Source organism: Mesorhizobium sp. WSM4898 (assembly GCF_029625845.1).
GTDB lineage: Bacteria > Pseudomonadota > Alphaproteobacteria > Rhizobiales > Rhizobiaceae > Mesorhizobium.
Genome location: NZ_JARTVQ010000004.1, coordinates 143,588 through 158,719 on the forward strand (window position 1 = coordinate 143,588; position 15,132 = coordinate 158,719).

Consider the following 15,132-nt stretch of genomic DNA (forward strand, 5'->3'; position numbering starts at 1 on the left):
CGTCGCGGCTCGTGCCGCGCCCCGCCGGAGCCCCAGGCGGCGAAGCCGCCGGTGCGCGGCGTGAGGCAGATCAAGAAACGAGATTTTGGCGAGCCAAAAGCTCGTCGATCGTCGCCTGGAGCGCAGGTGCATAGGGACGGCTGGTCATGGTCAGGCGGCGGAACACCGGCGCTTCCTCGAATTGCGCGTCGATATAGATATGGCCGGAGCGCAGATCCTGCGCGTTGTTCAATTCCGGATCGAAGCGGCACTTGAAGCCGAGGATGTCGCCGTTCGCCTCGGCCTTGACGAGGATGTCGTGCACGGTGTTGACCACCGACTGGATCGTCTGCGTGGTCAGGTTGAACTTGCCCAGGAACTGCCGCAGCGTGCGCAGGCAGGTCAGCTCGATGAAGTCGCGGCCGCGCACCTTGTGATATTGCTGCCAGATCGTCTGGTCCGACAGGTTGTCGGTGCCGATATAGACGAAGCCGCCATCGGCGATGGCGAAGTCGTCGCCGCTGTCGCCGCGCACGATGAGGCCGCCCTGTGCAGCAAGGATTTCCTGTCCTTCCGTCGAGCCGTCGGTGAGCGAGAAGCGATAGTTCTGCTCCGGCCCCAAAATGCCGTAGAGCGCCTGGTTGGCCCAGGAGCGGAACGGCCGGCCGTCATTCTCATAGTCGCGGCGCACGGCAACGCCGGCGATCCGAGGCGCGGCGGGGCGGGTGACGACATCGCCGGACGCGTCGAGGCGCTTGATGCCGGGCGTCACCGGGATCAGCCGGTCGGAGGACAGGGTCTCGCGCCACTGGGTGAAGTTCGTCAGGCCGTTGGGGCCGTCGACGATCGCCACGGCGAGGATCTTGTTCAGCACCTCCGGCAGGGCCGCGCAGACGGCGTTGGCGAGTTCCTCGACGGACGCCGTCGCGGTCGGCAGCACCTTGCCGGCGTCGACGCCGCCGCCGCTGAAGGAGACGTTGAGCGGCGCGGACAGATAGGCGCCCGGCGTGTCGATGACGAGCCAAGCCACCTTTTGAGCTTCCGGGCCGGTGCCCATGACGGCGTGCGCGGTCGGCAGCACCTTGTTCGGATCGGCGCCGCCGCCGGTGAACTCCACGGCCGGGGCGGCGGTCATGTTGGTGCCTTGCGTGGTCAGCGTCAGGCCGGTCAGCGCGCCGAACTGCTGGGTCGTGTAGCCGGGGGCCAGGATGAGACGCGGATAGACGCCGAGATCGGCGCCGGCATTGACGAAGGCATGGATACCGGCCCCGGCGACCGACGAGCCGACGATGTTGGCGATGGTGGCGGCGATGTCCTCGCCCTCGGCGACGCGGTTGACCACGAGCTGGGCGGCCACCTGGTAGGGGCCGAGCTGTGCATTGATGCCCTCAACGGCGTCGACGAACAGCGAATCGGGATCGCAGAGCGCCAGCTTGGTCGTGTCGTTCGAATTCAGACGGACAGCGACATCTACCGGGAACGCCGCGTCGAAAGCCGCCTGCAGAGCCGTCGGCGCCTTGGCGAAGGGCATGCAGATGCCAACGACGCTCATCAGCGCATTCGACGGCACGGCCGCCTCGTTGGCGTCGCGCCGGATTGTGATCCCGAAGACCGGGTCGGTCATGACAGTCTCTCCTGTGGATGCGGGAAAAAGTGTTGGGAAGCAGGAGCGGTTGGACGCTCGGCCGTTTTCAGATAAGAACGAGCCATGTGGACGTGGCTCTTTGCAGCGCTGTTGGTGGCCGTGATCGGATGGAAGTTCGCCGCCAGATTTCTACGTCGTCGGCCTGTGGTAACGGCCGACGATTTGGCAAAGCTCCGCCTCTTGCCACGATATCCCAAGGCAAACGAGGACTGGGCAGTGTGGCGCCCTCTTCTCGACTCCGATCTTGCCCAGATTACTCAGGGCGAAGGCGACTTCGGTGAAAACTATGTTCTCGAGATCACCAAAGCCGGCGAGCGCGCCTTGAGATCGGCTAAAGCTTAGATGGCAAGGCCAGTTTTTACCGCAAAGCCATCAGGACCATGATCTGGCCGCTCCCAGTATTCAGCGGATTCGCTGTGATGCTGCGGTTAGTCTGTGCAGTCGCGAAGACATCAGAAGCGCCGCTGAGCACAGCAACGCTCTCCGGGCGAACGTCGAATTTCTCGGTCAAGTTAGTCCACGATATGCTGTCCGAGGTCGAACCATTGTAGGCGAGACCGCCGATCCACCCGCCAGCTTCGCAACTGATCGTCACGTTCATAGGATCGCTTAGATTTACTGCGACCGCAGTGGGGGTCGTTGCGCTTTTCAGATTGAAGACCGGTGTGAGGCACGCCGCACCGCGGACCATCGTCGCGCTAGACGTTACGACGAGATTTCCGGTCGCGCCCCTCGGCGCAGAGAAGAAGGCCAAAGCCGTTGTCCCATTGAACTGCTTGTACAATTCGATACAAGGCTGGGCGCCGAGCGTGACAGAGGTGATGTCGAACGACGAGGCCGATCGCGCCATCAGCCCAATGATCGGATAGGCATCGGCAGTCACGCCAGCGGTAAGCGTGGTAAAGGTAAAAGACGTGCTGTCTGCGGTTACAATTTCATTGAGGCTCGACCCTTGGGTCGCAGCGGCCACGACCGCTGCAGGACAAAAGCCGGGCATTGGAAATGTCATTGCAGGGCCTGCACATGGAGATGAGTTCCGGCCTGGCCCTTCGAAATGAAGAGACGGAACTTCGATCCACTGGTTGTGGTGAAGGCATCTCCGGTGACCTTCGTGAAGCCGGACACCGTGAGCACTCCCGCCGTGGCCCCATTGGTATAGTCGATGATAATCGAATACGAACCTGCGACGGTGGGTGCCGCCAAGGTGTGTGCGCCGTTGTTGGTAGCCGACCGGAAATTGCCGCCGGCCGGCGTAGGCGTGTATGTTCCTGACGATTTCGTTCCGTCCGGAACGTCTGTTCCGAGGTAACCTGCGGTCAAGGTCTTATCCGCGTCCGATTTCAGAGTGTTGGCGTCGAACGCCTGCACGTTGGTGCCTATCACAAGCCCGAGAAGGCTGCGCATTGCGTCATAGCCGGCGGCCGTAATCAGCGATCGGCCGTTGGCCGACGCGTTGGTGATGTCAGCGGCGGTGATGGCGAGCAGCGTTTTCATCGCCGCGTAGTTCGCTGCCTGGATAAGAGACCGGCCGTTGGCAGATGCGTCGGTGATATCGGTCGCCGCGATCGCGAGCGCGGCCTTCAGCGCGGCGGCCGTGATCACGCCCACAAGCCCGGCCACGGTAGAAACTTGGTCAGTGTTGTCGATCTTGTCCCAACCGATGCCATTGGAAACGATCCAGTCGCCAACTTGCCAATCCGTGATACCGCTGACAATTGTCGCGCCGGCCGTGGCGACCTTGTAATACTGGCCCTTGTTCGCAGCCGACGCCGCCGGGATGGTTGGCGTGTTGGTGTTCGCGTTCCAAGTTCCTTGATAGGAGAGCGAGCCGAAGATCGTCGACGGAAGCTGAGCTGCCGGAACCTTTCCGGTCCCGTCGAGAGCGGCATAGCCGTTCGCGTTGCCCTTTTCGGATGCGTCCTGCTTGCTGTCGAGAGCGGCCTGCAGCCCCGTCGTGTCTGCAATCGTGTGTTGATGCAACAGGAGCGCCCGGTTCGCGACTGAGACCAGGATCCCCGCAACATCGACGTCGATCGCAGAGAAGGCCGCGACCAGCCGAAGAACGTCATTCGCAAGCTCGTTGCTGCCGAAGGGAAGCTGGTACCCCCGGTTCGGCGTCGTGTTTTCTACTGGCATGGCGATCCTCGGCGAAGGTTACGGGGCGGAGATCGCCCGGAAGTCGTAGGCCATCGGCCGCGCCGCCGGCGTGCCGGTCAGCGTGATGCGGATGCGGCCGACGGGATTGGCGTTGAAGCCAATGACGCTGTATTTGCGCTCGACCCAGCCGGCATCCTGAAGCGGCGTCTGCGTCACCTGAGGAACCGCTGTCCAGACGTCGTTCGCGGCATCGGCGTGCATTACGATCGTCGCGCCGGTCGGGATCTTGGTCTTCAGATAGGACAGGATGTCGACGCCGGTGCCCATGTCGAAGGCGCGGGTGACATAGGTGCCCGTCGTCTGCAGCTCACCCTCGATCGCCAGGATCACCGGGAACACCACCGGCGAGACCTTGGCCGAGCCGGTGAGCACGGCGCGGACCTCGACATTGCCGGTGTAGAAGGCTTGCAGTTCCCAGGCCTGGTCCGGGTTGAGCAGGGTGACCGAACCGTCGTCGAGCTCGACCTCGAAATGCATCGCGGCCGCGGCGGTCGGCAGCTCGACCTCGGCTCGAATAAGCAGGTCGCTCATGTTGGCGGCGGCGAAGGTGCCGACATCGACCATCTTCGTCGCCGGCGCGAATTTAGCCGCGACCAGCTGGAAGCAGATGTCCTCGTCCTGATGCGGCGTCCAGGTGACGGCATTCGACGACGACAACATGACGCCGACCGAATAAGGCTGCGCCGCGACTGGCTGCTGCAGGTCGGCGTCGAAGTCGCCGAGCTTGGCGGTCTTGATTGAATGATTGCCGTCGTTTGTCTTCACGACAAAGGCGTATTCGATGCCGCCGGCCAGCCAGATGGGGTAAGGGAAGCGGATTTCGGTCCACTGCCCGATCACCGCGTCGTTCATGTCGTAGAACGCCTGGGCGATCACGTTGACGGTCGGGATGCCGTTGGCGACCTCGACCAGCTCGAGCACGATCGGGCTGTCCGGGTCGCCGACCAGGCAGACCTTGAGGTTGACGCCGGCGATGTGCCGGCCTTCGGTCAATGTGAAGGTCTGGGCCAGCGGATCCGAACGGCTGCCGCCGTTCCCGCCACCGCCGGTCTGGCCGCCCGTTTCGCGCGGCGCGGTGACAGAGGTCTGCTGCACCGTGGTGGTGACGACGCGACGCAGCGTCTCGACGTCGATCGTGCCCTGGCCGACAAAGATGGCGGCGGCTTTCGAGCCGCCGGCGCCCTGCGCGACCAGTCCCTTTGAGCCCGCCGGCACATTGGCCGGGATGGTGAAGCTGCTGGCGATCTGGCCGGAGCCGTCGGCGCCGAGGCCGCCAGGGTTGACGTCGATGCCGTCGAATTCGAGCTTGGTCAGGTTCTCGCCCGCACCGAAGCCTTTGATCGTGAACTGCAGCGGTATCTGGCGCAGATAGGCCAGCGTCTCCTCGCGGGTCGAGCTCTCGATGGTCTCCTTCTGCGTGGTCGTCGTGGTTGTCGTGGTGCGGCCGGCGGTCGACCTCGACGTGGTGATGACAACCGGCGACGACAGAGCCGCCGCGCTGTCGGAGGCCCATTCGGTGGCGCTCTCCGTCCAGTAGTCGACCGGCGGATTGATTGTCATCGACGCCGGCAGCGGCGTGAAATTCTGATAGGGATTGATCTTGGTGCAGCGGGTGGCCAGCGCCTGCTCGACCGCCACTTCTTCCGTCCAGCCGAGCAGCGTCACGCCCGCCAGGTTGATCGAATGGAAGCTGGGGTCGATCGCCAGCCGCAGCAGGCCGCCGAACACAGCCGCGGTCTGCGGCTCGCCCTCGTCACGGTAGCGATCGGAGGTGAAGGGATCGACGAAGACGCCGTTCTTCGAGATCGGCTCGCGGCTGTCGATGTCGCGTTGCAGGCGCTCGAGGGCGATCAGATCAAGCGCGTCGACCAGGCTGTTATACATCCGGTCGATCTTGGCCATGGTATAGGCGCGCACACCGATGTTGGTGACGTTCGGCGTGCCAGTCCAGATGTTCTCGACCAAAGCGAGCGGCAGCACGTCGGCGGGCACCGTCGGCGGCAGCGCGTTGGTGCGGCTCGAAACGCCCTTCAGGTAGACTGAATTGCCGTCGCTATCCAAGCCGAGCACGTCGACGCGCGGCAGCTTGAAGTCATAGTCGACCTGGATTTGCCCGCCATTGACGCCGCCGGCGACGGTGATGGTGGTTGCGGTGATATCCGTTGCCGAGACGATGCCGAGATAGCGGTATTTGACGGTGTAGCTCGACCCGGTCGCGGGCTCGGCGCCGCCGGCCGCCCAGGACACCAGGTCGCCGGCCTTGGTATAGTCGGCCGGCGTCGCATAGGTCGTCGCGCCTTGCTTCACTTCCAGGATCGCGGTGACGCCGGTGTTGGTGAGCGCGTCCGAGCCGTTCGGCGTGCCGCCGCGCACGACTGTCTCGGTGACTTCCTTCTCGACCAGGACTTCGCGGATCGTGGCGATCGGCCCGTGATTGAGCGTGACGATCGTCGGGTTCGCGCCGAATGTATGCACCTCGGTCGGGATGCGGAACAGATCGAAGCTTTCCGTCTCGCGGTGCCGCAGCGCCGCATAGCGGGTCCGCTTCTGGCCCTTGATGTTGGCGACGCCCTCGGCGATCGAGAAGACCTGGTCCGTTCCATCTTTGCCAAGCGCGGAGACCGAGCAGCCCGAGACGATATAGTTGCCGTTGGCGTCGAAGTCGTAGATCGCGAGCTGCGCGTTGATGCCCGTCAGGTTCGGCGGCGGCGTCTGGTCTATCGCGACGCCATCCGTGAGCAGGTAGACCGAGTAGAGGTCGCCCACGCCGCCGTCACCGGAGAAGCCCCAGGCGAGCGCGTACACGACTCGCGCGGCGCCGGCTTCCCCCTCGGAGAGCGAGCCAGGCATCAGGCCCAGCAGAGCGGGCTCCTCCAGTTCGGTCACATAGGTTTTGAGCAGGCGCACCCCGATGTGCACGGCACCTGTCATCGGCACGTCTGTCAGCACCGCCGCCGGCGCGTCGAGAACGCGGCCCGCCACATAGAGCTTGCCGGCGATCAGCGTGACGGTTTGCGCCTCAACGTCGATGATGATGTCGGCGCCTTCGACGCGGTCGCCGTCGCGCGCGACCAGATTGCCGATCGAACGGATCTTCCGCTGAAGGATGGTCTGGGCCTCGACCATCTCGGCCGCCTGACCAATCTTGCCTTCACGGTTGAGCACGCTGTCCCACAGCGGAAACTGCGGTGCGCGGTCATAGGCGCCGGTCAGGTTCGACTCGTGCTCGTAAGCCATTTTGCCTCAGCTGATTTTCAAGAGCGCACGAAAGCGTTCGCGCGAGGTTTTGCCGAGAAGCGCCGGCGCGATATCGAAGCCGCCGACCATGGCGCCACCCGCGATTGCGGCGCCGGGCAGCCACCGGATACCGGCGGGGTGTGCGCCGACGGGCGCGCCGCCGAGCGTGACGCTCCAGGATTGGATGGTCTCGCCCTCGCCTTCGCCGAAATCCATCATGGCTTCGACATAAAGGTTCGGACCGGCGCCACTTGCCACGACCCAGCTTTGCCCGGCGGCATGGTAGTAGCCGCCGAAGGAAGCGCTGACCGGCCTATAGACTCGCGCCCTGCGGAAACCGATCGGCGAGCCGTCCTCACGATAGACGCCGATCCAGCACGACTTGGCGAGCAGCGCGGTGGCGATGATCTGCGCCCGCGACAGAGCGGCGTCCGAGACCCATTTCAGGCCGGGCGTGTTCCAGGGGAACGGTCCCCAGCCGATCGACCCGCCCTCGACCGGCTCGATCCAGGCGCCAAGCGCGGTCAGCTCGGCTTCCGTCAGATCGTGCTGGCCGGCATCGAAGGTGCGGCCGAAGGACCATTTGACGCCGCCGGCGTGGAGGAACACGCCGGAGTTGTCGCCCCAGATGCCGTCGCCCCACCTGGTGTAGGCCCAGTCGTGCTCGCGCACATTGTAGCCGTTCCAGGCGCGGTAGAACTCGGAGCGGACCGGGTCCGACAGGCGCACCACGGCCTCGATCGTGCCGAGATCGTCCTCGTTGTCGCGAAAACGGTCGAGCTCGAGCTCATAGAGGTGCCAGCGCGTGCGGCGCACCGGCGCCTCGTAGAAGGTCGAGAAGGCGTAGCCGACCCATGTCAGGCTTTCGGCCACACCCTGCGGCGTGCCTTTCACGCGCTGCCAGCGGAGACCGTATTCGATAACCGAGGCGAGATCGGGAAGATATTGCGTAATCGCGCCGAGCCCGTATTCCACGAGGAGCCAGGGCAGGATCGAGGGCTGCACCGGCGCGAATTTGAAGCCGCGCAGCTCGTCGAAACCGGGCTCAAGCTCCGGCAGCCGGTCGAGCGATTCCGCGAGCGCGCGCTCGAAGGCCGTCGCGTTCTGCGGCAGCAGGTTCTGCCGTTCGCTCACCGGTCGCGGCCCTTGAAGGTGAGCGTCACCGTGCCAAGCTTCACCGCGGCGCCGTCATCCACGGTCGTGTCGGTCACCGGAACGGTCAGCGACACTCTCTGCACGCCCGGCGCCTGCAGCTTGGCTGTCAGCCAGGAGCGCGTGACGTTGAAGCCGAGACCGCCCTCCTCGGCCATCGCCTGCCGAAGCAGGGTTTCGAGACTGTCGAACACTGTGATCGGCGTCGTCGGCAGAAGCCAGATGTCGGCCGCCACATTGACCGTGGCGCTGGTGGCGGAAACCACGGTGACGCGGTCAGAAATGACGCGGACGCTGTTCTTCTGCACCTCGTTGTTCACGCCCGCCAGAAGCGCTGCGTCGGGCTCGCCGAAATTGTCGGTCGCAAGCACGGCGATGCGGATGTCCGGTCCGGTGCCGACGCGATAGACGGCGACATCCTTGACCCGGATGCTGGCCCGGAAGGCGGCGCTTTTGTACCAGTCTTCGGAGCCGGCTGTTGAGCGGCCGGAAATGGCGACCACAGTGCGGGCGCGCAGCCTGGCATCAGTTTCGCCGGTCAGGCGGATGACGTCATAGAACGCAGCCAGGTGATCGAGATCGGCGCCGGCCGCGAAGGCCAGCAGGTTGGCTTTGACCGCGTCGTTGATCGCCGCCCTGTAGAGCACCTCGCGAAAGGCGCCGACCTGCAGCTGGATGTTGCCGGGCTCTCCCTCGAGATCGATGATGCCGGTGACGTCTAGCCCGTAGCTGGTCGCCAGGTCGATGAAGACGGCCTTGATCGCGGCGAGAGCGTCGGCCTCCGACGTGACGGTGATCGCCTGCGGTGTCGGCAATCCCTCGAGCGTGGACAGATCGAGCATGGCGGTTCCTGTTTCCGGGCGAAGCCCGCAAGGCCGACTGGCCGTCGCGGCTGATGCCGCGCCCCACCGGAGCCGCAGGCGGCGAAGCCGTGCGCGGCGTGAGGCTATGAAGAAGTTACGATCAGTTGGCCGCCGGCCTGACCGAGGCGCAGCGAGACGGTGCCGGCCGGCGTGAAGTCGCCGAGATGGGCGCGCGGCCGGTAAATGCCTTCGATGACCCAGGCGGAAGCGCCGGCGCGGTCGAGTGTCAGCGGCGAGATGCGCGTCGGCGTGAGGCGCGGCTCGAAAAGCAGGATCACGGCCGCGACCGACCACTGGAAGCGGATGACGGTCTGGACGTTGGCGAGCTCGCCGAGCAGCGCCGGGACCGGACTGCCGACATATTCACGCAAGACGCGCTCGAAATAGCGTGTCGTCAGCAGGATCTCGATCGCCTGGATGACGTTGTCCCAGCCGCTCTGCCGCAGCCCGGTCGAGCGGTCCATGCCGAATTGCGTCACTTGCGCTTCCCGCGTCTGCCCTTCGCCGGAGCGTCGGCCGATCCATCAGCCTTCGGCTGCGCCGGCTCGACGACATGGCCGCGCAGCCGCTCATAAGCCGCCTGCGACGGCGTCATTTCGACGGCGGTGCCGGCCACGCCAAGGTGCGGCGCGCGCTTGGTGACAACGAGTTTCATGGGGGCCTCCTAGTCGGCGGCGAATACTTTCGAGGAGCCCTCGACGATCGGCCAAAGGCCGGTCGAAGATCCCGACATGACATGGACGCGATCGCCGATGCGGGCGACCTTCTTGCCCTCGGCCGCGCCGAGGTCGACGCGGGATGCCGACAGTTCCGCGCGGTAGCCGCCGCCGTCGAACAGCATCGTCGCCCCGCCGAAGGTCGACAGGATCCGCGTCCTCGGATCGGACGACGGGGATGCGTTCTGGTCCGAATAGGTCATCGGCAGCGCGACCGCCTGGCGCATGTCGCCATGCGGCGCGACCAGCATCATCTGCTGGCCTTGCGTCGGCGGCCGCCAGGACTTTTCGGTGCCGGCGATCTCGCCCCACGGCCGCAGCGGCGACAGGAATTCGCGGCCATTGGCGTCCGACAGCAAGAGCTGCACGCGCTTGGCGTCGTGATCGACCTTCTTCACCGTGCCGAACCGCAGGTTGCCGGCGACCATGCGCTTTAGCGCGGCGATATCGGCCTGCAGGCCGAGGATGACCTTCACCAGTTCCGTGTCATGCATCAGGCGGACCCGCCGAGATCGGGATCGGGCAGGATATCGTCCGTCAGTTCGGTCTGCTCGCCGTTGATGACGGTGCCGACCTGGTCGAACCCGACGACTTCGCCGGCATCGGGCGGTGCGACGCCCAGCATGGCCGGCACCGCGGCCGTGGTCATCAGGGTCGACTGGATCTTCTGCCAGCTCATCAGGTCGAAGCCCTTGGCGAACTCGCCGCGCATGATGACGACCGCAGACTGGTAGTCCGGGACCGTCGCCAGTTGGGTCAGTGCCGCGTCAATGACGGGAGGCAGCTCGGCGCCCGGAGCGGGATCGCAGACCGGCTCGATCTCAATCTCGACCATGCGGATGGCGTGCTTGCGGCCGCCTTCCGGATCGACGCCGCGAGCGGCCTTCACCGGCCCGATCGCGGCGACAAGCGAGCGGAAGCATTCCGCGAAGGCATTGTTGGGATCGGACAGCACGCGCCGCCACTGCCGGTCGAGCATGTCGAGCGAGAATTCAAGACCGGCATCGGTCGGCGCGATCTCGATCTGGTTGACCGCCTGGCCGTCGGTCGTCTGATAGGTGACGCTCGAGGCAACGATCAGGTCGAGCGCGAAGGTCACGGTGCCGGAGGTGACGAAGAAACCCTCGTTCTGGCCGGCATACTTGCTCTCGTCGATGCGAACGAGGATGACCGGCGCCTGTCGGTCGCTCATGATCGAAGACAGCGCCTCGATCGAGGAATCGGTGACGCCGTCGGCGGCGATGGTGTTGCCACGCAGCGCCTGCACTGCAAGCATGCGCAGCATGGCGTTGACCAGGCTCATCCGTTCTGTTCTTGGCTCGCCGCGGCTTCGCCGCTCGCTGCGGACGGCCGGGCAAACGTGCCCGACGCGCGGTTGCCGCCTTCGGCGGAGATCACGGCGCCGCCTTCAGGTTCGACAGATAGAACACGATCACCTCGGGCAGGTCATCGACGACGCGCTCGATCGAATAGATCGGCTCGGCCGGGCGGCTGGTGACCTCGCACTGATCGCCGGTCTTCGGCAGCCAGGCCATATCGGCGCGCGGGATCGAAGCGGTGCACAGCCGGCCGGCGTAGCGGGTCGGGGCCATGCCGCGATCGCGGCCGCCGAGGAATTCCAGGTCCGGATCGATGTCGAACCGGCCTTTCAGGCCGAGCATGGCCGGGCGCGACGGATCGTCGGCTACCGACATCTCGCCACGCAGCTTGGCGCGGATGGTGATGAGGTCGCCCATGCGGGAGCGCGTCTCATGGACAAGGCGCGATCGGGCTGCACGAATATCCATGAAAGGCTCCGAAAAGGTGAGGCCTCAGGCCTGGCCGAGGTCCATCTGGCTGGCCTCGTCCGCCTTCACGAGGTCAACCTTGCTGGCTGGGCGCGCGGCACCCTTTGCGACAAGATCGTCGAGCTGCTTCTTGTCGACGTCGATGATTGATCCAGGCGCCTTCACCTCGATTTCTGCGCGCTTGATTGTCTTGCCTTCCAGGCTCTTCTCCCCTGGCGACCTGCACAGGTGAACGGTGCTCAAAGCAACGGCTTTGACCATGATGCTTTCTCCAATTGTGTTGAATTGCCGAGAAAAGATGTCGGACCGGGGCAATCAGCCGAGGACGGTCGCCTTCAGGGTCGCGTTCGGATTGACGGGCACCATCAGCGGCGCCGACTGGGTGAGGATCTGCTCGATCGCCACATCGCCTTCGGCGATGTAGTTGCGCGGGAAGATCGGCAGCGCCTCGAACTGCGCATGCACGTCGACGATCGTGCCGAAGCAGCGATAGCCCTGCACGTTCGGCCCGGTCAGCACGACATCCTTGGGCGACATGAACGGAGTGACCGAGCCGTTGACGGTGTAATAGTCCTTATAGACCCAGACTTCGATGCCGCCACCGAGCGTGCCGCCATAGCGGACCTCGCCGGTGGTCATGAGGCCGGTCTTGATCGTCAGGTCGGCATTGCCGCGCCTGGTCAAGTCCATCTCGGCGAGGATCTCGCTGTCGCGCCGCATGACGCCCCAGGCATCCGTGCCGACGGTGATGCGGTTCGGCGCGCCGCCGAACTCGGCCGAATGCATCATGTCGGCCCAGCCCTGAATATTGTCCAGGATGGACACGCCGGGATCGCCCCAGCGCGCGCCGGCGCCGAGCACCACGGTGTGTCCGGCTGCTCGACCGAAGTCGACCAGCCGCTGCGGCATGTCCTTGCCTTCGATGACGACCTTGCCGTCGATGACGGCCTTGGCGGCCATCCATTCCCAGAGCCTTTCGACCGCGACGCGATGGAACTGCAGGATGTCGGCTTTGACCGCATCGTAGCGCGCCGCGGGGCTCTGCGCATTGGGACCGAGCAAGGTGCCCGGGCGGCGGGTGAGAGCCCGCAGCGGCGAGACAGGATCGCTGGCCTTGACATAACCCGGCTTGAAGCGCTCGACGCGCGCGCCTTCCTCGTAGATCGCCCGGCCTTGCGCCATCGGGGTGACAAAGGGCGCGAGCTTGCGACCCGAACGCGGAATCTTCTCCAGGTCGATATATTCGTCGGTCGATGACATCTGGTGGGGGAAGAGAAGATCGAGCCAGTAGCTCGGCACGATGTCGAGTTCGCGGAACACACCGAGCAGGGTGTGCGTATCCCAAAGTTCGTAGTTGTCGAAATCCGCCATGGTCGTGGCCCTTTGAAAGAGGCGGCCGGGGCCGCGATTGCATTGAGGGTTTGCGCCTTGCGCTCAGAGCCGCTTGCGGACGAGGATGTTTGTGGGCGCCGGCGCGCCCCGGAAAGCGGCCTCGCGCTTGTCATCCGTGTTGAACGAGGCATCCCAATTGAGCGCATCCGGATTGAAATTGCCGGCCCGGTAGATCGCGACGCGCTGCGCGACATCGGTGTCGACCACCGGGGCAGTCGTGATGCCGAGCGGCGCCACACCGAGCTGATCCGCCCCGCCGACGAGGGTGGTGTTCGAAAATGCGATGGCCGCGCCGGTCTCGGTGGTTGCGATCGCGTTGCCGGGCGCTCCCGCGGTCTTGGCGACGATACCGACGATGCCGGCGGCATCGGACTGAGCGCTGACATCGGGATGGGGCGTGGTGAGCGAACCGTATGCGGTGCCGGCACCAGCTCCGCCATTGATCGCCGCGATCAAATTGCTGGCGGTCTCCGCCGCCGTCGCACCGATCTTGATCTGACCGGCGACAGTCGTCGGCGCAGCCTTCAAGGTATAGACGGTCGCGCCGAGGGTGATGGTGTCGTCGACAGCCCCGGCACCGGAGAGCACCAGCCGGCCGGTCGCCTTGCTGCCGGGCGCATGGACAAAAGTCGCCATGGCCAGGGTGTCCGTGGCCGCGAGGCCGACAACCGAGAAAGCCGGCAGCGCTACATCCGCTGCCACGGGAAAGTCCTCGGTGACAGGGTGCGGTATGGCCGAATTGAAGATTTCGGCGGAGGTGAACGTCTCGGAAACGTCCCGTGCCGCCATGCCCGGCTGCGCAAAGGGAATGCTGGTCATGATCGACCCTTTCAGGTGAGGAGTTGCGATTGGATGGTGCGAGGCATCAGCCCTGCCTGGCCGGCGCTCCCGTCGAGGCGCGGTAATTGGCCAGGATCCGGTTGGCCGCTTCCTGCGATGCCGCCGCGGACTTTCCAGCGCCGGGCTGTGCGAGGCCGGCCGCGGCAAGGCGCGATTTCTCATAGACCTCGGCGCCTGCGTCTACCGGCTTGAACGCCGCGACGTTGGCGACTACGAACGCGGCGACATCTTCACCGGTCATGGCAGGCGACTTGGTCGCCAGGTCGAGCGCCGCCGCCATGCGGCCGCCGTCTCCCTTGACGCCCTCGGCGCCAAGGGCGGTCGTCAGGCGCTTGTTCTCGGCCGCCACGCCGCAGGCATGGCCTTTAATCTCGGCAGCCGCGACGGCCGCGTCGTGATTGGCTTTCGGAATGCCGGCAACTTCAATGGCGGCGGCCGCGCCGGTGGTCTCGCTCATGGATGTGCTCCCTTTCTGCGGGGTTGAGCGCCCGCCGTTCGGCGTGGAGGCGCGGGAAAGTTCGGCAAGCACGCTTTCGAACGAACCGACCCGGTCGGCGATGCCGGCGTCGACCGCAGCCTTGCCAATGAAAGTGCGTGCTTCCGTCTTGCGCGCGGCGGCTGCGGTGAGCCTGGAGCCCCGGCCTTTGGCTACCGTGCCGAGGAAGGCGCCGTAGAAGGCGTCGACTTCGGCCTGCAGATCCGCGCGGACGGCGTCGGTAAGCGGCTCGAAAGGGTTGGCGTCGACCTTGTGGGCGCCGGCGTGGATGAGTGTCGGCGTGATGCCGTCGCGGTCCAGCTGCCGGCTGAAGTCGGCGTGCAGAAGAACGACGCCGATCGAGCCCGCTATGCCGGTTTCCGTGGTGACGATCTCGTTGGCGCCGGACGCGATGGCGTACATGGCCGAAGCCGCCATGCCGTTGACGACCGCGACGGTCCGCTTCCTTGCGGCAAGATCGCGCACGAGGGCCGCGGTTTCGAAGGCGCCCACGGCTTCGCCGCCTGGCGAATGCATGTCAAGGATGACAGACCTGACAGCCGGGTCGGCAGCTGCCGATTTTAGCTGGAAGCCGATCCCTTCGTAGGAGGTCAGACCGGAGCTGGCACCGACCCAGGCGCCGCGGTTGACCAGGGAGCCGGTGACCGTGATGATGCCAACCCCGTCGCCGGTGACGCGATAAGGCACGGCGCGACGGGCGCCGTTCTCGTCCTCGACGACCGATCCCCCCTCGAATCGCGAACTCTCGGGCACATTGACGCCGAGCCTGCCGGCAAGGACGGAAAGCACCACCTCGGCCTTGTCACGCGTGATCAGCAGCGGCCGGTTCAGCACCCGGTCGGCGATATGGATCAGCGATGTCATGGAA

Annotated in this window: 16 protein-coding genes; 1 reads left to right on the forward strand and 15 read right to left on the reverse strand. The window is 65.4% G+C overall.

What is annotated here, in order from left to right; genetic code table 11:
- Positions 1–70 precede the first annotated feature (70 nt).
- On the reverse strand, positions 71–1,603 hold the full coding sequence (locus P9228_RS20020; protein WP_278055130.1) for a phage tail protein: 1,533 nt from the start codon (positions 1,601–1,603) through the stop codon (positions 71–73).
- 84 nt (positions 1,604–1,687) lie between these two features.
- Here P9228_RS20020 and P9228_RS20025 point away from each other — a divergent pair, with 84 nt between their 5' ends.
- A complete protein-coding gene (locus P9228_RS20025) occupies positions 1,688–1,966 on the forward strand; it encodes a hypothetical protein (protein WP_127246317.1) in 279 nt (92 codons plus the stop codon).
- 16 nt (positions 1,967–1,982) lie between these two features.
- Here the strand turns inward: P9228_RS20025 and P9228_RS20030 are convergent, their stop codons facing one another.
- The 14 genes from P9228_RS20030 to P9228_RS20095 form a co-directional block, all read right to left on the reverse strand.
- Entirely contained in the window at positions 1,983–2,633 is a 651-nt protein-coding gene (locus P9228_RS20030) for a hypothetical protein (RefSeq protein ID WP_278055132.1), read from the reverse strand.
- Positions 2,630–3,760, reverse strand: a complete 1,131-nt coding sequence (locus P9228_RS20035; protein ID WP_278055134.1) for a hypothetical protein — start codon at positions 3,758–3,760, stop codon at positions 2,630–2,632. Before P9228_RS20035 ends, P9228_RS20030 begins: the two co-directional genes overlap by 4 nt.
- A gap of 18 nt (positions 3,761–3,778) precedes the next feature.
- Positions 3,779–7,018, reverse strand: coding sequence for a DUF4815 domain-containing protein (locus tag P9228_RS20040; RefSeq protein ID WP_278055137.1), 3,240 nt, complete (start codon positions 7,016–7,018; stop codon positions 3,779–3,781).
- 6 nt (positions 7,019–7,024) lie between these two features.
- Complete coding sequence (locus P9228_RS20045; protein ID WP_278055139.1) at positions 7,025–8,152, reverse strand: phage tail protein; 1,128 nt, start codon at positions 8,150–8,152, stop codon at positions 7,025–7,027.
- A complete protein-coding gene (locus P9228_RS20050) occupies positions 8,149–9,012 on the reverse strand; it encodes a baseplate J/gp47 family protein (RefSeq protein ID WP_208721114.1) in 864 nt (287 codons plus the stop codon). Before P9228_RS20050 ends, P9228_RS20045 begins: the two co-directional genes overlap by 4 nt.
- Positions 9,013–9,116: 104 nt before the next feature.
- Entirely contained in the window at positions 9,117–9,512 is a 396-nt protein-coding gene (locus P9228_RS20055) for a GPW/gp25 family protein (RefSeq protein WP_127215576.1), read from the reverse strand.
- Positions 9,509–9,688, reverse strand: a complete 180-nt coding sequence (locus tag P9228_RS20060) for a hypothetical protein (RefSeq protein WP_127215575.1) — start codon at positions 9,686–9,688, stop codon at positions 9,509–9,511. Before P9228_RS20060 ends, P9228_RS20055 begins: the two co-directional genes overlap by 4 nt.
- Before the next feature lie 9 nt (positions 9,689–9,697).
- The gene (locus tag P9228_RS20065; protein ID WP_278055142.1) at positions 9,698–10,243 is read right to left on the reverse strand and encodes a phage baseplate assembly protein V; all 546 of its coding nucleotides are present in this window, start codon (positions 10,241–10,243) and stop codon (positions 9,698–9,700) included.
- Positions 10,243–11,052: a hypothetical protein gene (locus P9228_RS20070; RefSeq protein ID WP_278055144.1), complete on the reverse strand. Its 810-nt coding sequence runs from the start codon at positions 11,050–11,052 to the stop codon at positions 10,243–10,245. Before P9228_RS20070 ends, P9228_RS20065 begins: the two co-directional genes overlap by 1 nt.
- A gap of 91 nt (positions 11,053–11,143) precedes the next feature.
- Positions 11,144–11,536 (reverse strand): hypothetical protein, encoded by a 393-nt coding sequence (locus tag P9228_RS20075; protein ID WP_208721125.1) that lies wholly within the window; start codon positions 11,534–11,536, stop codon positions 11,144–11,146.
- A gap of 24 nt (positions 11,537–11,560) precedes the next feature.
- Entirely contained in the window at positions 11,561–11,797 is a 237-nt protein-coding gene (locus P9228_RS20080) for a hypothetical protein (RefSeq protein WP_278055147.1), read from the reverse strand.
- A gap of 54 nt (positions 11,798–11,851) precedes the next feature.
- Positions 11,852–12,907 carry a major capsid protein gene (locus tag P9228_RS20085; RefSeq protein ID WP_278055149.1) on the reverse strand — a complete coding sequence of 352 codons (1,056 nt, stop codon included), beginning with the start codon at positions 12,905–12,907 and terminating at the stop codon, positions 11,852–11,854.
- Positions 12,908–12,970: 63 nt separating this feature from the next.
- A complete protein-coding gene (locus P9228_RS20090; protein WP_127403746.1) occupies positions 12,971–13,747 on the reverse strand; it encodes a hypothetical protein in 777 nt (258 codons plus the stop codon).
- A gap of 46 nt (positions 13,748–13,793) precedes the next feature.
- Positions 13,794–15,128, reverse strand: a complete 1,335-nt coding sequence (locus P9228_RS20095) for a S49 family peptidase (protein WP_278055151.1) — start codon at positions 15,126–15,128, stop codon at positions 13,794–13,796.
- Positions 15,129–15,132: the final 4 nt, after the last annotated feature.

Coding starts and splice junctions, on each gene's coding strand:
- P9228_RS20020 (WP_278055130.1), bottom strand. CDS start 1,603: ATGACCGACCCGGTCTTCGGGATCACAATCCGGCGCGACGCCAACGAG.
- P9228_RS20025 (WP_127246317.1), top strand. CDS start 1,688: ATGTGGACGTGGCTCTTTGCAGCGCTGTTGGTGGCCGTGATCGGATGG.
- P9228_RS20030 (WP_278055132.1), bottom strand. CDS start 2,633: ATGACATTTCCAATGCCCGGCTTTTGTCCTGCAGCGGTCGTGGCCGCT.
- P9228_RS20035 (WP_278055134.1), bottom strand. CDS start 3,760: ATGCCAGTAGAAAACACGACGCCGAACCGGGGGTACCAGCTTCCCTTC.
- P9228_RS20040 (WP_278055137.1), bottom strand. CDS start 7,018: ATGGCTTACGAGCACGAGTCGAACCTGACCGGCGCCTATGACCGCGCA.
- P9228_RS20050 (WP_208721114.1), bottom strand. CDS start 9,012: ATGCTCGATCTGTCCACGCTCGAGGGATTGCCGACACCGCAGGCGATC.
- P9228_RS20060 (WP_127215575.1), bottom strand. CDS start 9,688: ATGAAACTCGTTGTCACCAAGCGCGCGCCGCACCTTGGCGTGGCCGGC.
- P9228_RS20065 (WP_278055142.1), bottom strand. CDS start 10,243: ATGCATGACACGGAACTGGTGAAGGTCATCCTCGGCCTGCAGGCCGAT.
- P9228_RS20070 (WP_278055144.1), bottom strand. CDS start 11,052: ATGAGCCTGGTCAACGCCATGCTGCGCATGCTTGCAGTGCAGGCGCTG.
- P9228_RS20075 (WP_208721125.1), bottom strand. CDS start 11,536: ATGGATATTCGTGCAGCCCGATCGCGCCTTGTCCATGAGACGCGCTCC.
- P9228_RS20080 (WP_278055147.1), bottom strand. CDS start 11,797: ATGGTCAAAGCCGTTGCTTTGAGCACCGTTCACCTGTGCAGGTCGCCA.
- P9228_RS20085 (WP_278055149.1), bottom strand. CDS start 12,907: ATGGCGGATTTCGACAACTACGAACTTTGGGATACGCACACCCTGCTC.
- P9228_RS20090 (WP_127403746.1), bottom strand. CDS start 13,747: ATGACCAGCATTCCCTTTGCGCAGCCGGGCATGGCGGCACGGGACGTT.
- P9228_RS20095 (WP_278055151.1), bottom strand. CDS start 15,128: ATGACATCGCTGATCCATATCGCCGACCGGGTGCTGAACCGGCCGCTG.